A 16,327-nucleotide genomic window follows, 5' to 3' on the forward strand; every position below is an offset into this window, starting at 1 on the left:
AAAAAAGACTGAGAAAGAACCGGCATAAAAGTAAGAAGAAATAATTACTCCAGTTTCCCGCCATTTATACTAACAAGGTATGCTCCCGGCGCGGTGGTCGGATAAAAATTTTCATATATCCTGCATGATTCTAGCATTTACTTCTTAAATTGCTATAGTCATGCAGGTTGTTTCCATAGATCCCGCAATTGAATTCTCCGGACATTACCTGCAGTGATCGCTGAACCCTTAAGCAATCCATTCATCACGAACGTGAAGAAATACGCTAACTTTATAGGTGAGCTATTGTTTTGGTATGCAGTAAGCTGTTCTTAAATAGCCGTGTGCATAGCATAAAGGTGAAGTTTTAAAGGTTAAAATTTTGGACGCTTGAATAAGGAACTTATTATAAATGCGGCTCCCACAGGGGTGGAAATTGCGTTACTGGAAGATAAGAAGCTAGTGGAGTTACATCACGAAAGTGGCAATCCTAACTTCTCAGTAGGCGATTTGTACCTGGGCAAGGTGAAAAAGCTGATACCCGGCTTAAATGCTGCATTTGTCGACGTAGGCTTTGAAAAAGATGCCTTTTTACATTACACGGATCTCAGCCCCTATATCCGCTCCATTCTTAAATTTACTTCAATGGCCATCAGCGATAAAACGCCCGATGGATTTGATTTTACCAAATTTAAAAATGAACCGGAAATAGTCAAGACCGGTAAAATTACGGATGTACTGGGCGGTAAACCCAATATCCTCGTACAAATTCTGAAAGAACCCATTTCTTCTAAAGGCCCACGCCTTAGCTGCGAAATTTCTTTACCCGGAAGATTTATAGTGTTAACACCCTTTAATGATATTGTTGCGGTTTCTAAAAAAATCCACTCCTCCGAAGAAAGAAAAAGATTGCAGAAAATCGTGGAAGCCATCAAAACGCCCAACTTTGGCGTTATTGTACGCACCGCCGCTGAAGGAAAGAAAACTGCAGAATTACACGAAGATCTGACCACCCTCGTTCAAACCTGGAAAAATATCCAGGCAAATCTCAGTGGAGGCGTAGCCCCGCAAAAGATCCTGAGCGAGCAAACCAAAACCGCCAGCATCCTCCGTGATCTGCTCAATGAGAGCTTTAACCGCATCGTTGTAAACGATAAAAATATCTACACTGACACCAAAACGTATATCCAAAAGATTGCGCCGGAAAAGTCTGATATCGTTAACTATTACAACAACGGTTCTCCCATCTTCGACAACTTCGGGATTACCCGGCAGGTGAAAGCCTCCTTCGGTAAAACCGTGAACCTCGACAGCGGCGTATATCTCATCATTGAAGCCACAGAAGCACTACACGTTGTAGACGTAAACAGCGGATACAAAAGCTCCAGCAACAACCAGGAACAAAATGCCCTCGCATCCAACCTGGAGGCAGCTGCTGAAATAGCCCGGCAATTAAGACTGCGCGATCTGGGCGGTATCATTATCATTGACTTCATTGATATGAAACTGCCGGAAAACAAGAAAGCTATCTTTGAAGCTATGGAGAAATTCATGGCCCAGGACAGAGCTAAACACACCATCCTGCCTATCTCGAAGTTTGGACTCATGCAAATTACCCGCCAACGGGTAAAACCTGAGATCACCATCTCCGTGGCAGAAGATTGCCCTACCTGCAGAGGAACCGGTAAAATCGGTGCATCCATGCTGATCCTCGAAGACATTGAAAAGAACCTGCAATACCTGCTTAATCACCAACACAAAGGCCTCACCATCCGCGTTCACCCCATACTGCATGCCTTCCTTACCAAAGGATTCCTGGCATCCAAACAATGGAAATGGTACTTCCAATATAAAAAATGGATCAAACTCAAAGCTGACTCCAATTACCATCTTACTGAATATCGCTTCTTTGACGCTAACGACGAAGAAATCAAATTATAAAAGAAAAGGTCCTGATACCATCAGGACCTTTTCTTTTTAATATCTGTAATCATCCCGGGCAGGACTGAAACTGTCGATGATCTTACAATCTTCCAACGCCCGCCCGCCATGCGGTGTATCCGGCGGAATCACCAGCGTATCATGCTGTTTCAGCGTATACTTCCGCCCGTCAAGGCTCATCTCAAAAGTACCTTCGGCTATATAAGTGATCTGCTCATGCGGATGCTGATGTACCGGCGATTCAAATCCCGCCTTTATCTCCCAGAAAGCCAATGTACTCTTACTGCCATGCACAAACCGGCCGTAATGCCCGGCAATCGTATTTTTTACAGGAATCGTATCCAGAGGAGCAGGTTTGTTCATTTTTATATCTTTTAGAGATTAAATATAACGGATACAGCAGATTTTAACAACGGTCTGAAGCGATAAGTACATATATTTCATACATTTACCACATAATACCCTTCTGATCCCAACAGTTTGATTGTCATGTTTGTTTTTAAGTAAATATTCAACATCCATTACGCTTATGACTATACGTCTCTATTCCTCATTGGCCTTACTGACACTAATTATTTTTGCTGCCTGTCAGCAGCAGAGCGGCTCCCGGAAAAGAACAAAAGCAAGAGATACTACTCACTATACCAAAGAAGAGTATATTGATCAGGCTCTCGACAGCAATTATGTAAATAATTTCCTGCAGTCACATTCATCGTATGACGCCTACGACGAATATATTCGCAACTTTTACCGCAAACGCGATTACCATTTTGCCTGGATTAATAAAGATGGTCTTACCGAACAGGCAGGCAACTTCATCAACATGATGAAGAACGATGCCGCCTATGGTATAAAAGATAGCAGCCTGATGAACCCTGACCTGCAAAGGCTCACAGATACCCTGCTGGTGAGTGATGTGGGGCTGAAACCTGGCGATACTGCTATTCCCCGCATTGAAATGCTGCTTACGGCGCAATTTTTTGCCTACGGAAATAAAGTATGGGGAGGACTCACCGCCGATTCCGCCAAGGACCTGGAATGGTTTATCCCCCGCAAAAAAATAGATATGGAGAGCCTGCTGGACTCTATGGTGAATAAAAAGAATAATGCTTTTGAAGACGACGAGCCGGTGAACAGGCACTATATCATGCTGCGTCAGCAGCTGAAAAAGCTGGCGCAGATTGAATCTTCCACCAAATGGGATTCTATTCGCACCACGCAGAAGAGCTTTTAAAAAAGGAGACTCCTCCGAAGTTATCGCCGCCGTGAAAGAAAGGTTGAAAGCTTATGGCGACCTGAAAGAAGCCGATACCACCCGGCGGTTCACTGTTGCCCTGGACGCTGCAGTGCGTAATTTTCAGCTGAGAATGGGATTGAAAGAAGATGGCCTCATTAACAAAGGGGTACTGGATGCATTGAATACGCCCATACAGGACCGTATTCAAAAGATCCTGCTTAATATGGAACGTTTACGCTGGGTGCCATTAGAGCCCACTACAGATTACATCCTGGTCAATATCCCCCAGTTTAGAATGCATGTATATGATAAGGGAAAATTATCGTGGAGCTGTAACGTGGTAGTGGGCAAACCGGGCGCCAGCACGGTTATCTTCACAAAAGACCTGCGTTATGTAGTGTTCAGTCCTTACTGGAATGTACCTCCGGGTATCCTGGGCGGAGAAGTGCTGCCTGGCCTCAAACGTAGTGGCAGTGCTTATCTTGCCCGTCAGAATATGGAAATAGTGGGCGCCAGCGGTAAAGTTATTTCACCAGGCTCCATTAATTTCGCGAGGTATTCAGGCGCGAATTTCCCTTACATCGTCCGGCAAAAGCCTGGCGGTAAAAACTCACTGGGCAAAGTGAAGTTCCTTTTCCCTAATGAGTACAACATTTATCTTCATGATACGCCTGCACGTTACCTCTTCGGAGAAAACAAGCGTTCCTTCAGCCATGGCTGCATCAGGGTTGCGGAGCCTAAGCACCTCGCGGAATGGCTGCTGCGGGGAGATTCTTCCTGGACAGAAAAGAAAATTGATGAGGCCTTGAATGCAAACAAAGAGAAGTATGTGACGATAAAAGAGAAAGTGCCCGTGTTCATTGTATACTTCACCGCCTTTGTAGATAGCGATGGGCGGCTGAATTTCAGGGATGATGTGTATGGCCACGATAAGAAACTGGCCGCCTCTTTATTTGGTAAATAATAGGAAATGCAGCAGAGGGAACAACTGTTTCCCTCTGCTGCATTGCTGTAAAGTTAAGCCCCTACTGCGATTACAGAGATCTCCACGTTTACGCCTTTCGGTAATCCAGACACCTCTACGGTTTCCCTGGCCGGAAAGTCGCTGGTAAAATAACTGCCATATACTTCGTTCACCTGCGGGAAATTTTTCATATCCGTTATAAAGATGGTGGTTTTTACAATGTGCTGGAATCCCAGCCCGGCTGCAGTGAGAACGGCCTGTAAATTCTTCATTACCTGGTGGGTTTCATCCACGATACCTGATTTGATCAGTTCGCCGGAAGCGGGGTCCAGGGCTATCTGACCGGATACATACAAGGTGTTACCTGCCTTCACAGATTGATTATAAGGCCCTATAGGAGCGGGCGCATTGTTGGTATTAATGATTTGCTTTTCCATGAAAACGAAAGTAAATAATAATTGAGAACGCACCAATGTATGGAAAGCAGATGTACTATAATTAATGATTCTTTATTAGGTTTGCCGAAATTTAACGCATGAATATCCTGGTAATAGCAGATGCGCAGCGCTTTGATGAATTGCAGGAGAAGGGAATGGCCAAGCATCATGATGTACAATGGAAAACAAGCCTGGAGGAAGTATTATCTCTTAAGCCTTTTGACCTGGTACTGGATCTTATTTTCGATGACCGGCCGGATCATGCGCAGGTGTATGCGAAAAATCCGGGTATCCCGGTGCTGGCAGGAATAGTGAAAACCTCCCTGACGGAAATCATTGGTCAGTATGCGTTTGAGCAGGGATTCAATATCATGGGCTGTAATTTTTTGACAGGGATGGTGAATATGCCGGTACTGGAAGTATCGGTGCTGGATGAAGGGCAAAAGGAAACATTGGATACCCTCATGTATAAGCTCGGCTGGCAGTACTTGCTGGTAGCCGATGCGGTGGGACTGGTAACACCGCGGGTGATCTGCATGATTATTAACGAGGCTTATCTCACTGCCCAGGAGGGCACTGCAACACCAGAGGATATTGATACATCCATGCGTTTGGGTACCAATTATCCTTACGGACCGTTTGAATGGAGTGAACGGATAGGCATCAAGCAGGTGTATGAAGTATTAAAAGCTATACATGATGCTACCGGAGACGACCGGTACCAGGTGGCCGCCTCACTGCAAACAGCCTACGAAGCGATTTAATTTTTCTTACATGGCACTTATACTGAATATAGATACTGCAACAACAATAGGCTCTGTGAGCCTTTCCCGCGATGGGCAGGTGATACAAACACTGGTAAATGAAAAGCAGCAGGACCACGCCGCTACTATGATCGTGTTTGTTCAGCAGATATTGAAGGAGCAGGGAATTACTCCTGCGCAGCTGGATGCGGTAGCGGTAAGTGCCGGACCGGGTTCTTACACGGGACTACGTGTAGGCGTGGCCACTGCCAAAGGATTATGTTATGCCTGGAATAAGCCACTGCTGGCCATTTCCACGCTTCAGATGATGGCGCAGGGTTTAATCTCCGAAGTAAAAAATGAGCAGGCGTTATATTGTCCTATGCTGGACGCCCGCAGGCAGGAAGTGTTTATGGGCTTGTATGATGCCCGTTTACAGGAGATCATGCCGCCACAGGCAATGATCCTGGAGCCAAACTCTCTTGATGGCCCCCTGGCGGCGCAGCAGGTCTACTTTTTCGGTGACGGCAGCCCTAAGTGGCAAGTAATGGTATCTTCACACAAAAACGCTATTTTCGCAGAATACGCGATAAGTGCCGCGCATATGGCGCCGCTGTCGACCCAGGCTTATGAAAAAAAGCTATTCGTTGACCTGGCTTATTTCAGTCCGTTTTACCTCAAGCCTTTTTATTCTCCTCAAAAGCCCTGACATATATCTTAGTTTTGTCATGGGAGAGTCAAATTACATCTAATTTGCAAGTATCCGGGGCATATATATGATAATTTAAGGTATGGAAATTTTTTTTATTGTGATAGATATTATATTTTTGTATAAATCGATTACCGCAGTTGTTGTCTAACTGTTTGCGAGTACTGTCCGTTGATCCCTTTCATTTCATCATTTTTTTAAAACTATTATGCGATGGAAAAAACATTATTAACTACCTCTTCTAATACTCTTATTATTTCTAGAGGTACCAATGAAAAAGACCAGATCAAATTGGATTACATTGCCGTAAAGAAGGCTGCTATGGTTTTACGTGCTATCAACCATAAGCTGCGCCAGCAGATGATTAAGCTGCTGGAAGATCACAAGAAAATGACCGTGACGGAGATTTACGTGAAATTGCGTCTGGAACAATCGGTAGCATCGCAACATCTCGCCATATTAAGGCGTGCTGGCATTGTAATTACAGAAAGAGATGGTAAGTTTATTCACTACACCATCAACAAGCAACGTATTGCTGAAGTGGCGAAGTTTGTGGAAGAACTTGTTGGTTAAAAGCATTGATCCGTGTACTACGGAAAAGTATTATATAAAAAAGTAGCCCCAGGGCTACTTTTTTATTTTGGTATAGATTTTATCCATAAGTGTACAGCCTCAGAAGTTGTAAATTTGTAAAAATCAAAAACCATGTACGTAAAACAATTGTACACCAGCTGTTTGTCGGAAGCGGCATACTTCATAGAGTCCAACGGGATCGCGGCAGTGATTGACCCGTTGCGTGATATTGAAGTATACCTCGATCTGGCAAAAGAACGCAACGCCACCATTAAATACATCTTTGAAACTCATTTTCACGCTGATTTTGTTTCAGGACACCTGGAACTGGCAGAAGCTACCGGCGCCAAAATCGTATATGGCCCGGATGCAGAAACAAGCTTCGATGCTTATATAGCAAAAGATAATGAAGTATTCGACATCGGCGCAGTAACCTTTAAGGTGCTGCATACACCCGGCCATACGATGGAATCTTCCTGTTACCTGCTATCGGACGAACAGCAACAGCCGTATGCCTTATTTACAGGAGATACCTTATTTGTCGGAGACGTTGGCCGCCCGGATCTTTTCAGCGGCAACCTCACCAAAGAAGAGTTGGCCGGATACCTGTTCGATTCGCTCAACAACCGAATTAAAACACTGCCGGACACCGTAATCGTATACCCGGCACACGGCCCCGGCTCTGCCTGCGGCAAAAACCTGGGACCAAACACCTACAGCACCATTGGTGAGGAAAAAGCCACTAACTACGCATTGCTGGCTACAGATAAAGATAAATTTATCGAAGAAGTGACCAGTGGCTTAGCTACGCCGCCATCTTACTTTCCTATCAACGCAAAAATAAACAAGGAAGGATACGATGCCCTGAAAGCCGTAATGGAAAAGGCAATGCAGCCGCTTACCCCTGCAGCATTCAAAGCAAAAGGTAAAGCCGGCGCACTGATTCTCGATACCCGTCCCGCTACTGAATTTGGCGACGGATATGTACCCGGCTCCATCAGCATTGGACTGGAAGGACGTTTCGCTGAATGGGCGGGCAGCCTCCTGCCGTTTGACCAGGACATTATCCTGGTTACCCCTGTTGGTAAAGAAGAGGAAACCGTGGTAAGAATGGCCCGCGTAGGTTTTGATAATGTGGTAGGCTACCTCGATGGTGGCTATCCTGCATGGGAAACCGCCGGTGAAGCAAAAGACCTGATCATCACCGTAGAAGCAGATGAACTGGCAATGGATATTCCGCATGATCCCAACCTGGTGATCATCGACGTTCGTAAGCCTATTGAATTTGCGGATGGCCATATCAAAGGTGCACTCAATATTACCCTCGGTGATATGATGGACCCCGGAAAATTAGCTGACCTGGAAGATAACCACAACCTGTATGTACATTGCCAGGGTGGTTACCGCAGCATCATTGCCTGCTCTCTCATGAAAAGAGAAGGCATCCACAATTTGCGTAACATAGAAGGAGGCTTCGCTAAAATGAAGGACCAGAAAGGATTACAGGTTGTGCAGGAAAAAACGGTATTGAACTAATTACCTTCATATTTTTATACGGGATCGATAAAAAGAAGCACTGGCTTCTTCTTATCGGTCCCGTTTTCTTTTGGCGATTCCCTGCGTATTTGTTAACTTCTTGCTATAAAATTGTTTGGGCATGACGATCAAAACCCTGGCAATAGCCTCGCTGATGTTTATAAACATACTGATGTTTGGTTGTAAACCTTCAGATGAAGAACTAAAGGAAGAAGTAAATGAAAAGCTGAGTCATATTCCCGGCATCACTGCAGACGTGAAAAACGGCGTCGTGATCCTGGGTGGTGAAGTGGGCGACGAAGTGGCCAAATCGGCCGCTGAAGACGCGCTGAAAGGAGTGAAGGGAGTGAAGTCGGTACAGGATAATATCACCGTGAAAACAGCCGTGGTTGCACCGCCACCGCCATCACCCACAACAACACCGCCATCGCCTGCAGGACCTGATCCCGATGTTATTCTCAAACGCTCTCTCGACTCCGTTTACGCTGCCCGCAGGTTTACTAACGTTACCGTTACTGTTTCAGACGGGGAAGTCATCCTCAGCGGAGCCGTTAAAAGGAAAAACGTTCATAATATGCTGCAAATCGCACAAAAGTACTCCACGAAAAAAGTAACGAATAATGTACAGGTCAAGTAAGAAAGCCGGGTGAAAGCCTGAAGCAGCACAGGAGATAATCAGGTATCCATCTCCTGTAAAAAACTATTTTTTAATTCCCTTTATATTCATGTTTCCAGCGCCGGTGGCTCCATACCCACACTTCAGGTTGTTCATGAATATTTTTCTCGAGATATTTTACAAAGGTTTCTGTGATGGCGCCCTCGGGCTCCTGTTGCGGATTTTCAAAGGCCAGCTTCAGTGAAGCATGGTAATAACCTCTTTTTACTTTACGGATATCCACAAACACCACCGGGATATTACTTCTCCTGGCGCCCATTTCCGGGCCTTTGTAGAACGGCGTCATTTTATTGAGGAACGGGTACCAGTAGCAGCTGCGCGGATTACCGGGATTCTGATCTGCCACCAAAGCAATCAGGTATTGTTTGTTGGTCCATGCCCGCATGCTGTTGCCCATATCATTGGCAGGAATGAGAATAGTGCCGAATTTTTCCCTGAAATGACGGAACATCCGGTCGGCCGGCCTGCTCGTAAGCGGCATATATACTACCAGGAAAGGAAATGCCACGCCCTGCATGCAAAACAGGTTAGCCCATTCCCAGTTAAAGTTATGCCCGAGGTGCAGCTGGCAGCTTTTACCCTGTGCGTATAATTCATGCAATACCGTAAGATCGCAGCGGAAGCGTTTTTGCAGCTGCGCTTTACTCATGGTGAGCAGTTTGATGGTTTCCACCATCATATCGGTAAGGTTGTGATAATATTTTTTTGCAAGAAGGGTGAGTTCTTCCTTTGACTTATCCGGAAAGGCCTGGGTCAGGTTCTCCATCACTACTTTCCTGCGATATCCGATCACATGGTACACCAGCACGTATAATACGTCGCTGATGAAGTAAAGCACCGGAAATGGCAATATGGAAAGGCTATAACAAAAAGCAAGCAGCAGATAATACATATTCCTGATGGTTGTAAATCCAACGCAAAGGTAATGAAAGACAGCCGTTTAGCTTACAGCACAATGTTTTGTACGAGATCGCTCTTAAACGGATAATCGGTATTGAAATGAAGTCCCCTGCTTTCTTTGCGGAAGGCGGCGCCTTTTACGATCAGGTAACCTGCAGTAATCAGGTTGCGCAGTTCACATAATTGCGGCGATACCATTGTTTTTTCGTAGAGGTCTTCCGTTTCTTCGTGCAGGATATCCATCCTGCGGAGGGCGCGTTGTAAACGTACATCGGTCCGTACAATCCCTACGTAATCGCTCATGATCTGCTTCAGCTCTTTCAGGCTTTGCGTGATCAGGATCATTTCTTTGGGGGCGCTGGTGCCGGTGGCGTCCCAGTCAGGCACATTTTCCTTAAACTCCAGCAGGTCTATTTTGCTGGTAGCATCCATAAAACAGCGGTGGGCAAATACCATTGCTTCCAGCAGCGAGTTGGAGGCAAGGCGGTTGGCGCCATGAAGGCCGGTGCTGGCGCATTCGCCGCATGCATATAAATTACGGATAGAGGTGAGTCCCCATTCATTGGTTTTAATACCGCCACAGCTGTAATGTGCGGCGGGCGATACCGGGATCATCTGATGGGCCACATCAATTCCTGCGGCTTTACAGGTTTCATAGATATTGGGGAAATGATGGATAAATTTCTCCAGGTCCATGTGCCGGCAATCGAGGTATACATGTTCTGTACCGGTGATCTTCATTTCGCTGTCGATGGCGCGGGCAACAATATCGCGCGGAGCCAGCGACAGGCGCGGATCGTATTTTTGCATAAAATCCTCTCCGTGGATATTCCGGAGAATACCGCCGTCGCCTCTTACTGCCTCGGTAATGAGGAAGGAAGGGCTTACACCCGGCTGGTAGAGGGCTGTAGGGTGAAACTGGATGAACTCCATGTTTTCGATACGGCCCTTTGCGCGGTACACCATTGCCACGCCATCGCCGGTAGCGATGTTCGGATTGGTGGTGCTGCGGTATACCTGGCCATTGCCACCGGTAGCCAGCAGGGTTACTTTGGAAAGGATCTTTTCAATTTTATTGGTAGCGAGGTTTAATACATATACCCCGTAGCATTCTATATCAGGTGTGGATTTGGTAACCAGGTAGCCCAGGTGGTGCTGGGTGATGAGGTCTACCACAAAGCAGTGTGTGATCAGTTCTATATTCGGGCGGCGGTGGATGGCGTCCAGCAGCGCGCGTTCAATTTCTTTACCGGTAATATCCTTGTGGTGGATTACCCTGAAAACGGAGTGTCCGCCTTCGCGGCCAAGAGAAAAGTCGCCGTCGGCGTTTTTGTCGAAGTTGGCGCCCCATTCAATGATCTCATTTACTCTTTCCGGCCCTTCGGTCACCACGATCTTTACTATCTGTTCGTTACAGAGTCCGTCGCCCGCGATGAGCGTATCGTCTATATGTTTTTCGAAACTGTCATTCTCCAGGTCATTTACTACCGCTACGCCACCCTGGGCGTATTTGGTATTGGTTTCATCTTCCCGGCTTTTTGTGATGATGGTAATCTTTTTATCCGGACATTGTTGTGATACCTTGAGCGCATAAGTGAGCCCTGCAATTCCTGAACCGATGACAAGAAAGTCTGTTTGCTGCATAGTTAGACAAAAGTAAGAATTACCGGCTAATTTTTACCCGGAAGTACTCCGTACTGCCATACACCAGCCCCCATTGTGCAAAACCATAGGTGAGCATCACCAGGATATCGCCGCCGGGAAACGGATGATAGAATTTGCCCACTGCTATCATGGCATCTGAAATGACGAATAGCATTGCGCCCACCAGCGCATACCAGCCCGTAGGTTGCCGCCGGAAATGAAAGGCATGCAGTACGCATTGCACCAGGAAGAAAAGGGTAATTGAATACGCGATAACGGGTATGGCTAAACCGCCCAGATAGGGTAGCAGGAAGAGAATGAACAGGATTATCACTGCAGCGTTCAGGAATATGTACGGATACCGGCACAACGGCACCGGCAGGTTGCTGTATCTTATTTTCAGGAAGAAGATACAATACATCACCTGTGCAATGAAAAAGCTGCCGAGGCCCGGCAGGAAAAGATTTTCAAACAACAACAGGTCATCTCCCAGGGAAGAAAAAAATAATGCCAGCAACAAAAAAATACGGAAGGAGCGGGGCATTTTTACATTGGCATACAACACATACACGGCCAGTAAAATCATCAGCAGCGGCTTGGTGGCATACCGGTATTCCTCGCTGCCAAAGGCAATCAACAGGATATCAGCCAATAGTACAAGAAAATAAATGATCAGGTGTTTTGGGCGGAACATGGAAAGGGATTGTACCAGTAATTTACAAATATTCTGTTAAGTATTCAACAGGATATAAAACGTAGTACCGTTACCGTTAATACCCGGACTCATCACTTTTAGCTGCCCGCCATGCATTTGTATGATCTGTTGGGACAAGCTCAGGCCAATGCCGGACCCTTTCTTTTTGGTGGTAAAGAAAGGAATAAAGATTTTGTTCATGGCGTCTTTATCAATGCCAGGGCCATTGTCGGTAATTTCAATACATATCTGCTGGATGTTGTTAAGATACAGCTTCATGCTGATGGTCGCCTCAGGTGTATGTTCCAGGGCATCCATCGCATTTTTAACGAGGTTGATCAACACCATTTGCAACTGCGATATATCCGCGTGGATCTCCATATTTTCGGCGTCCGTTTCTACGGAAAACCGGATGCCTGCCTGCTTCATATCGGCCTGGAACAGGCTGCTCACGGAGTTTACCAGGGTCCTTACATTCACCGTGGTAAACTGTGGTTGCGGAAGGGTAGTATAATCGCGGTATGCATTTACAAAATTCATGATGCCTTTGCTGCGGCTTTCCACGGTTTGCAGCGCCTCGCGCAGGTCGGAAATGCCTTCCTGGTGTTGTGCGCCAGGGGCAATATCCAGGTCCACAATTTCCTGCATGGTACCAATCAGCGACACAATGGGCGTTACGGAATTCATAATTTCATGGCGCAATATTTTGGTGAGGTTTTGCCATGCTTCCAGTTCTTTTTTCTGTAATTCCGAGTGGATATTCTGGATGGAAATAAGTTTGATGAGCCGGCCCTGTAACCGCACGGTAGCAGCGTGAATAGACAGTTGTTGTTCTTGCCTTGTTGCATACAGTGTTTTATTTCCCGACGACAATTCCATCAGTAATTCGGACAGGCCTGGATGAACCGTTTTCAGTTCGTGAATATTACGCAGCCGGTAGATGCCCATCAGGCGGAAAGCGGCGGGATTAATGAGTTCTATTTTCCCTTCTGCATCAAACGACAATACCCCGATGCTGATATGCTGCACAATGGTGTCGATATACTTCAGGTTAGCTTCTTTTTCTGCGCGGGTTTGCCGGAACGCCTCCAGTACTTCGTTGAACTGGTGGTTGAGCATACTGAAGCTTTTGCCGAGCTTATTATCGGCGCTGAAGCGGATAGAAAAATCTTCATAGCGGATTGACTCGAGGAACAGGGTAAGTTTCCGGTTAATCCGGTTGAGATAATGATAAATGCCGTACAGCTGTATAAACACCAGCGGGATCAACAGGAATGTGAGTGGCTGCATACCGTGCATGAACAGCCAGATAGCGGCTGTGAGCGTGGCGGCCAGCAGGATGACCCGGAAGCTGATATTAATGCTGAAACGATTCATTGGAGCGCTTTTAGCTGTTTGGCTTTCAGTGATTATTAACCGCTGAAAGCCAACGGCTATATGTTATATTTTTCCAGTCTTCTGTAAAGTGCGGCCCTGCTAAGTCCCAGCTCTTTGGCGGCTTCGGTGATGTTGCCGTTGCATTTTTTCATGGCCTGGGAAATGATGTTGCGTTCCATTTCTTCCAGGTTATAGCCGGTGTCCATCGCCTGATCTGCGTTGTTATTGTTTTTTACAAATACATCCTTTGGCTGGAGGGTTTTTCCCTGTGATAGGATAACAGCTCTTTCCAGCGCATGTTGCAGTTCGCGGATGTTGCCGGGCCAGTCGTAGCGCTGCAGTTGCGTGATGAGTGATTCGTGCATGCTGTTTACCGGGCGTTTATATTTATCGCGGTACAGCTGCAGGAAGTGTTCTGCCAGCGGGATGATATCTTCCACACGTTCGCGCAGTGGCGGCAGGTGTACTTCAATGGTATTGATACGATAGAGCAGATCCTGTCTGAACAGGTGTTGCGAAGCCATGTGCGAAATGTTGCGATTGGTGGCGCAGATCAGTCTAACGTCGATGGGTATACTTTTATTGGAGCCTACTTTTGTAACTGACCTGTTTTGCAACACGGTAAGCAGTTTTGCCTGGAAGGGGATGGAGATGTTTCCTATTTCATCCAGGAAGATGGTGCCGCCGTTGGCTTCTTCAAAGCGGCCGGCGCGGTCTTCGCGGGCATCAGTGAAGGCGCCTTTTACGTGGCCAAACAGTTCACTTTCAAACAGTGTTTCGCTGATGGCGCCGAGGTCTACGCTTACGAAGGGTTTGCTGCTCCGGTTCGACTGTGCATGTATCTGGCGGGCCAGCATATCCTTACCGGTACCGTTTTCGCCGAGGATGAGGATATTGGCATCCGTGGCAGCTACCCTGGATACGGTATCAAATACGGCCAGCATGCCGGGGCTTTTGCCGATTACCTGGTTGCCCGGATGATGTACGGCAGCGGGAGGTTTATCCTGTTGGGCTGCACGTTTGTTATAGGCAGTTTGAATAGTGGCCAGGAGCTTTTCGTTTTCCCAGGGTTTGAGCACAAAGTCAACCGCACCGGCCTTGATGGCCCTTACCGCCATTTCCACGTCGCCATAAGCAGTGAACAATACAACGGCCGTTTCCGGTTTTATATCCAGGATCCGGTCCAGCCATTCAAAGCCTTCTTTTCCGCTGCTCAGGTCGCGGGTAAAGTTCATATCCAGCAGGATTACATCGTAATCGAAGTTGGATACGAGATAAGGGATTTTTTGCGGATTCTTCTCAAAATCAACCTGTTCGAAATGTCTTTTGAGTAACAGGCGGGCCGCACGTAAAACATCTACATCATCATCAACAATTAAAATCTTTCCTGGTTGCATGGTAGTCATATGCGAATGGTGAATAGGTGACAATATTAAACAAAGATTCTTTCAAACCCACAGCTAATTTCAGGAACTTTTAAAAGTGTCCGATTATGGACACCGCTTGTCCGGCAAAGGACGTTTTTTTAAACCATTTTTCCTTGAAAGTATTGCTGGTAAAAGGTTTTCAGCTTTGGCATGTGGATTGACTTTCTCCGGTCAGCAAACTTTTCGCTAAAGAACATGGATAGAAAATTAGAAAAGAAGTTTTGGAATAAAAAGCGCATCCTGATGATAGGTGGCGGAGCAGTAGTAGTAATGCTGCTGTTGTACACGTTGCTTTTTGCAGATCATAGGGCCACCCTGAATGTAGAAAAAGACAAGATCACTATCTCTACAGTAAAGAAAGGAACCTTTGACGTATATATTGCCGTTACCGCAGTGGTAATGCCCCTGAAAACCATCCGCCTGGATGCCATTGAAGGCGGATATGTAAGCCGCAAGTACCTGGATGGCGGTAGTATGGTAAAGGAAGGCGACTCTATCCTGCGGCTGGACAACCAGCACATGATGATGGACTTCGTAAACCATGAAACAGAGATCTACCGTTTACGCAACGAACTGCAGAATACCCGCCTGAGCATCCGCCAGCAGGAATTTACCATGCAGCAAACCATTTCAGACATTGACGCCAAGATAGCCGCTGCACAGGACCTGTACGACCGGAACAAGCAACTGGTGGAAGAAAAGATCGTGGCCCGCCAGGAATTCAACAAAAACAAGTTTGAACTGGAAGGACTCCTGCGTCAGAAAGATATCCAGCTGCAATCCCAGAAGTACCAGCAGGACAATGCCAAAATGCAGATTACCCAGCTGGAAGGCACCCTGGCCAGAACCCAGCGCAACCTGGACCTGATGCGGGAAAATCTGAACAGCCTGATTGTCCGCGCCCCGGTATCCGGGCAGCTCTCTTCCATCGATGTGGAAGTTGGTTCCAGCATCACCGCCGGCCAGAATATTGGCCAGATCGATGACCTGAATGGTTTTAAACTACGCGCCGATATAGACGAACATTATGTTTCCCAGGTATTTGCCGGGTTGAAAGCCACCTTCGAATTCGATGGGAAATCTTACGAAATGCTGGTTACAAAGGTATATCCTGAAGTAAAAAGCGGCCGTTTCCAGGCCGATATGACCTTTCAAAAAGATACGCCGGAAGGTATCCGCCGTGGACAATCCTCTCCTATCCGCCTTGTATTGGGTAAGTCCGCAGAAGCTATCCTTTTACCGCTCGGCGGATTTTTCTCCGACACCGGTGGTAACTGGGTATACGTAGTAGATAAAAGCGGCAACCGCGCAGTAAAACGTAATATTTCGCTGGGCCGTAAAAATCCACTATATTTTGAAGTACTGGAGGGCCTGCAGCCAGGCGACCAGGTAATTACTTCTTCCTATGAGAATTTCGGAAACAAAGATGTTTTATCCTTTTAGTTCATCCATTTTTTTATATAAACTAGCATTTAAAATTAAAAACACAT

Annotated in this window: 16 protein-coding genes; 9 read left to right on the forward strand and 7 right to left on the reverse strand. The window is 46.5% G+C overall.

All coding sequences use genetic code 11. The annotated features are described in order from the left end of the window. Window positions 1-369: 369 nt before the first annotated feature. Window positions 370-1,920, forward strand: coding sequence for an Rne/Rng family ribonuclease (locus QFZ48_RS11950; RefSeq protein ID WP_079471283.1), 1,551 nt, complete (start codon window positions 370-372; stop codon window positions 1,918-1,920). 36 nt (window positions 1,921-1,956) lie between these two features. Here QFZ48_RS11950 and QFZ48_RS11955 read toward each other — a convergent pair whose 3' ends face one another. After that, a complete protein-coding gene (locus tag QFZ48_RS11955) occupies window positions 1,957-2,283 on the reverse strand; it encodes a cupin domain-containing protein (protein WP_370908680.1) in 327 nt (108 codons plus the stop codon). Window positions 2,284-2,449: 166 nt separating this feature from the next. Between QFZ48_RS11955 and QFZ48_RS11960 the strand changes: the two genes are divergently transcribed. Then, the gene (locus QFZ48_RS11960; protein WP_429062402.1) at window positions 2,450-3,154 is read left to right on the forward strand and encodes a hypothetical protein; all 705 of its coding nucleotides are present in this window, start codon (window positions 2,450-2,452) and stop codon (window positions 3,152-3,154) included. After that, complete coding sequence (locus QFZ48_RS11965) at window positions 3,102-4,121, forward strand: L,D-transpeptidase family protein (RefSeq protein WP_429062404.1); 1,020 nt, start codon at window positions 3,102-3,104, stop codon at window positions 4,119-4,121. The genes QFZ48_RS11960 and QFZ48_RS11965 overlap by 53 nt, the downstream gene beginning before the upstream one ends. A 53-nt stretch (window positions 4,122-4,174) precedes the next feature. On the opposite strand, the gene QFZ48_RS11970 is transcribed toward QFZ48_RS11965, so the two are convergent. Beyond that, a complete protein-coding gene (locus QFZ48_RS11970; RefSeq protein ID WP_370908678.1) occupies window positions 4,175-4,558 on the reverse strand; it encodes a RidA family protein in 384 nt (127 codons plus the stop codon). A gap of 98 nt (window positions 4,559-4,656) precedes the next feature. Here QFZ48_RS11970 and QFZ48_RS11975 point away from each other — a divergent pair, with 98 nt between their 5' ends. The 5 genes from QFZ48_RS11975 to QFZ48_RS11995 all read left to right on the forward strand — a co-directional run bounded on the left by QFZ48_RS11975 (window position 4,657) and on the right by QFZ48_RS11995 (window position 8,756). Continuing rightward, complete coding sequence (locus tag QFZ48_RS11975) at window positions 4,657-5,322, forward strand: 3-hydroxyacyl-CoA dehydrogenase family protein (protein ID WP_429062406.1); 666 nt, start codon at window positions 4,657-4,659, stop codon at window positions 5,320-5,322. Window positions 5,323-5,332: 10 nt separating this feature from the next. Further along, window positions 5,333-6,010, forward strand: a complete 678-nt coding sequence (tsaB, locus tag QFZ48_RS11980) for a tRNA (adenosine(37)-N6)-threonylcarbamoyltransferase complex dimerization subunit type 1 TsaB (RefSeq protein ID WP_429062407.1) — start codon at window positions 5,333-5,335, stop codon at window positions 6,008-6,010. Window positions 6,011-6,223: 213 nt separating this feature from the next. Continuing rightward, window positions 6,224-6,583, forward strand: a complete 360-nt coding sequence (locus QFZ48_RS11985; RefSeq protein WP_012788619.1) for an ArsR/SmtB family transcription factor — start codon at window positions 6,224-6,226, stop codon at window positions 6,581-6,583. Window positions 6,584-6,715: 132 nt separating this feature from the next. Then, on the forward strand, window positions 6,716-8,119 hold the full coding sequence (locus tag QFZ48_RS11990) for an MBL fold metallo-hydrolase (protein ID WP_429062409.1): 1,404 nt from the start codon (window positions 6,716-6,718) through the stop codon (window positions 8,117-8,119). Window positions 8,120-8,240: 121 nt separating this feature from the next. Beyond that, window positions 8,241-8,756 (forward strand): BON domain-containing protein, encoded by a 516-nt coding sequence (locus tag QFZ48_RS11995; protein ID WP_429062410.1) that lies wholly within the window; start codon window positions 8,241-8,243, stop codon window positions 8,754-8,756. Between the two features lie 70 nt (window positions 8,757-8,826). Here the strand turns inward: QFZ48_RS11995 and QFZ48_RS12000 are convergent, their stop codons facing one another. Genes QFZ48_RS12000 through QFZ48_RS12020 form a run of 5 tightly spaced genes read right to left on the reverse strand, consistent with a single transcriptional unit; the run spans window position 8,827 to window position 14,816 of the window. Further along, window positions 8,827-9,687: a lysophospholipid acyltransferase family protein gene (locus tag QFZ48_RS12000; protein ID WP_429062412.1), complete on the reverse strand. Its 861-nt coding sequence runs from the start codon at window positions 9,685-9,687 to the stop codon at window positions 8,827-8,829. Between the two features lie 53 nt (window positions 9,688-9,740). After that, on the reverse strand, window positions 9,741-11,339 hold the full coding sequence (gene nadB, locus QFZ48_RS12005; RefSeq protein ID WP_429042732.1) for an L-aspartate oxidase: 1,599 nt from the start codon (window positions 11,337-11,339) through the stop codon (window positions 9,741-9,743). 19 nt (window positions 11,340-11,358) lie between these two features. Beyond that, window positions 11,359-12,033, reverse strand: a complete 675-nt coding sequence (locus QFZ48_RS12010; protein WP_429042730.1) for a lysoplasmalogenase — start codon at window positions 12,031-12,033, stop codon at window positions 11,359-11,361. Window positions 12,034-12,069: 36 nt separating this feature from the next. Beyond that, a complete protein-coding gene (locus QFZ48_RS12015; RefSeq protein ID WP_429042727.1) occupies window positions 12,070-13,410 on the reverse strand; it encodes a sensor histidine kinase in 1,341 nt (446 codons plus the stop codon). Window positions 13,411-13,466: 56 nt separating this feature from the next. Further along, on the reverse strand, window positions 13,467-14,816 hold the full coding sequence (locus QFZ48_RS12020; RefSeq protein WP_429042725.1) for a sigma-54-dependent transcriptional regulator: 1,350 nt from the start codon (window positions 14,814-14,816) through the stop codon (window positions 13,467-13,469). A gap of 216 nt (window positions 14,817-15,032) precedes the next feature. On the opposite strand from QFZ48_RS12020, the gene QFZ48_RS12025 reads away from it, so the two are divergent. Further along, a complete protein-coding gene (locus QFZ48_RS12025; RefSeq protein ID WP_429042722.1) occupies window positions 15,033-16,280 on the forward strand; it encodes an efflux RND transporter periplasmic adaptor subunit in 1,248 nt (415 codons plus the stop codon). The last annotated feature ends 47 nt before the right edge of the window (window positions 16,281-16,327 follow it).

This window comes from Chitinophaga sp. W2I13, assembly GCF_050434005.1.
In the GTDB taxonomy this organism is placed as follows: Bacteria; Bacteroidota; Bacteroidia; order Chitinophagales; family Chitinophagaceae; genus Chitinophaga.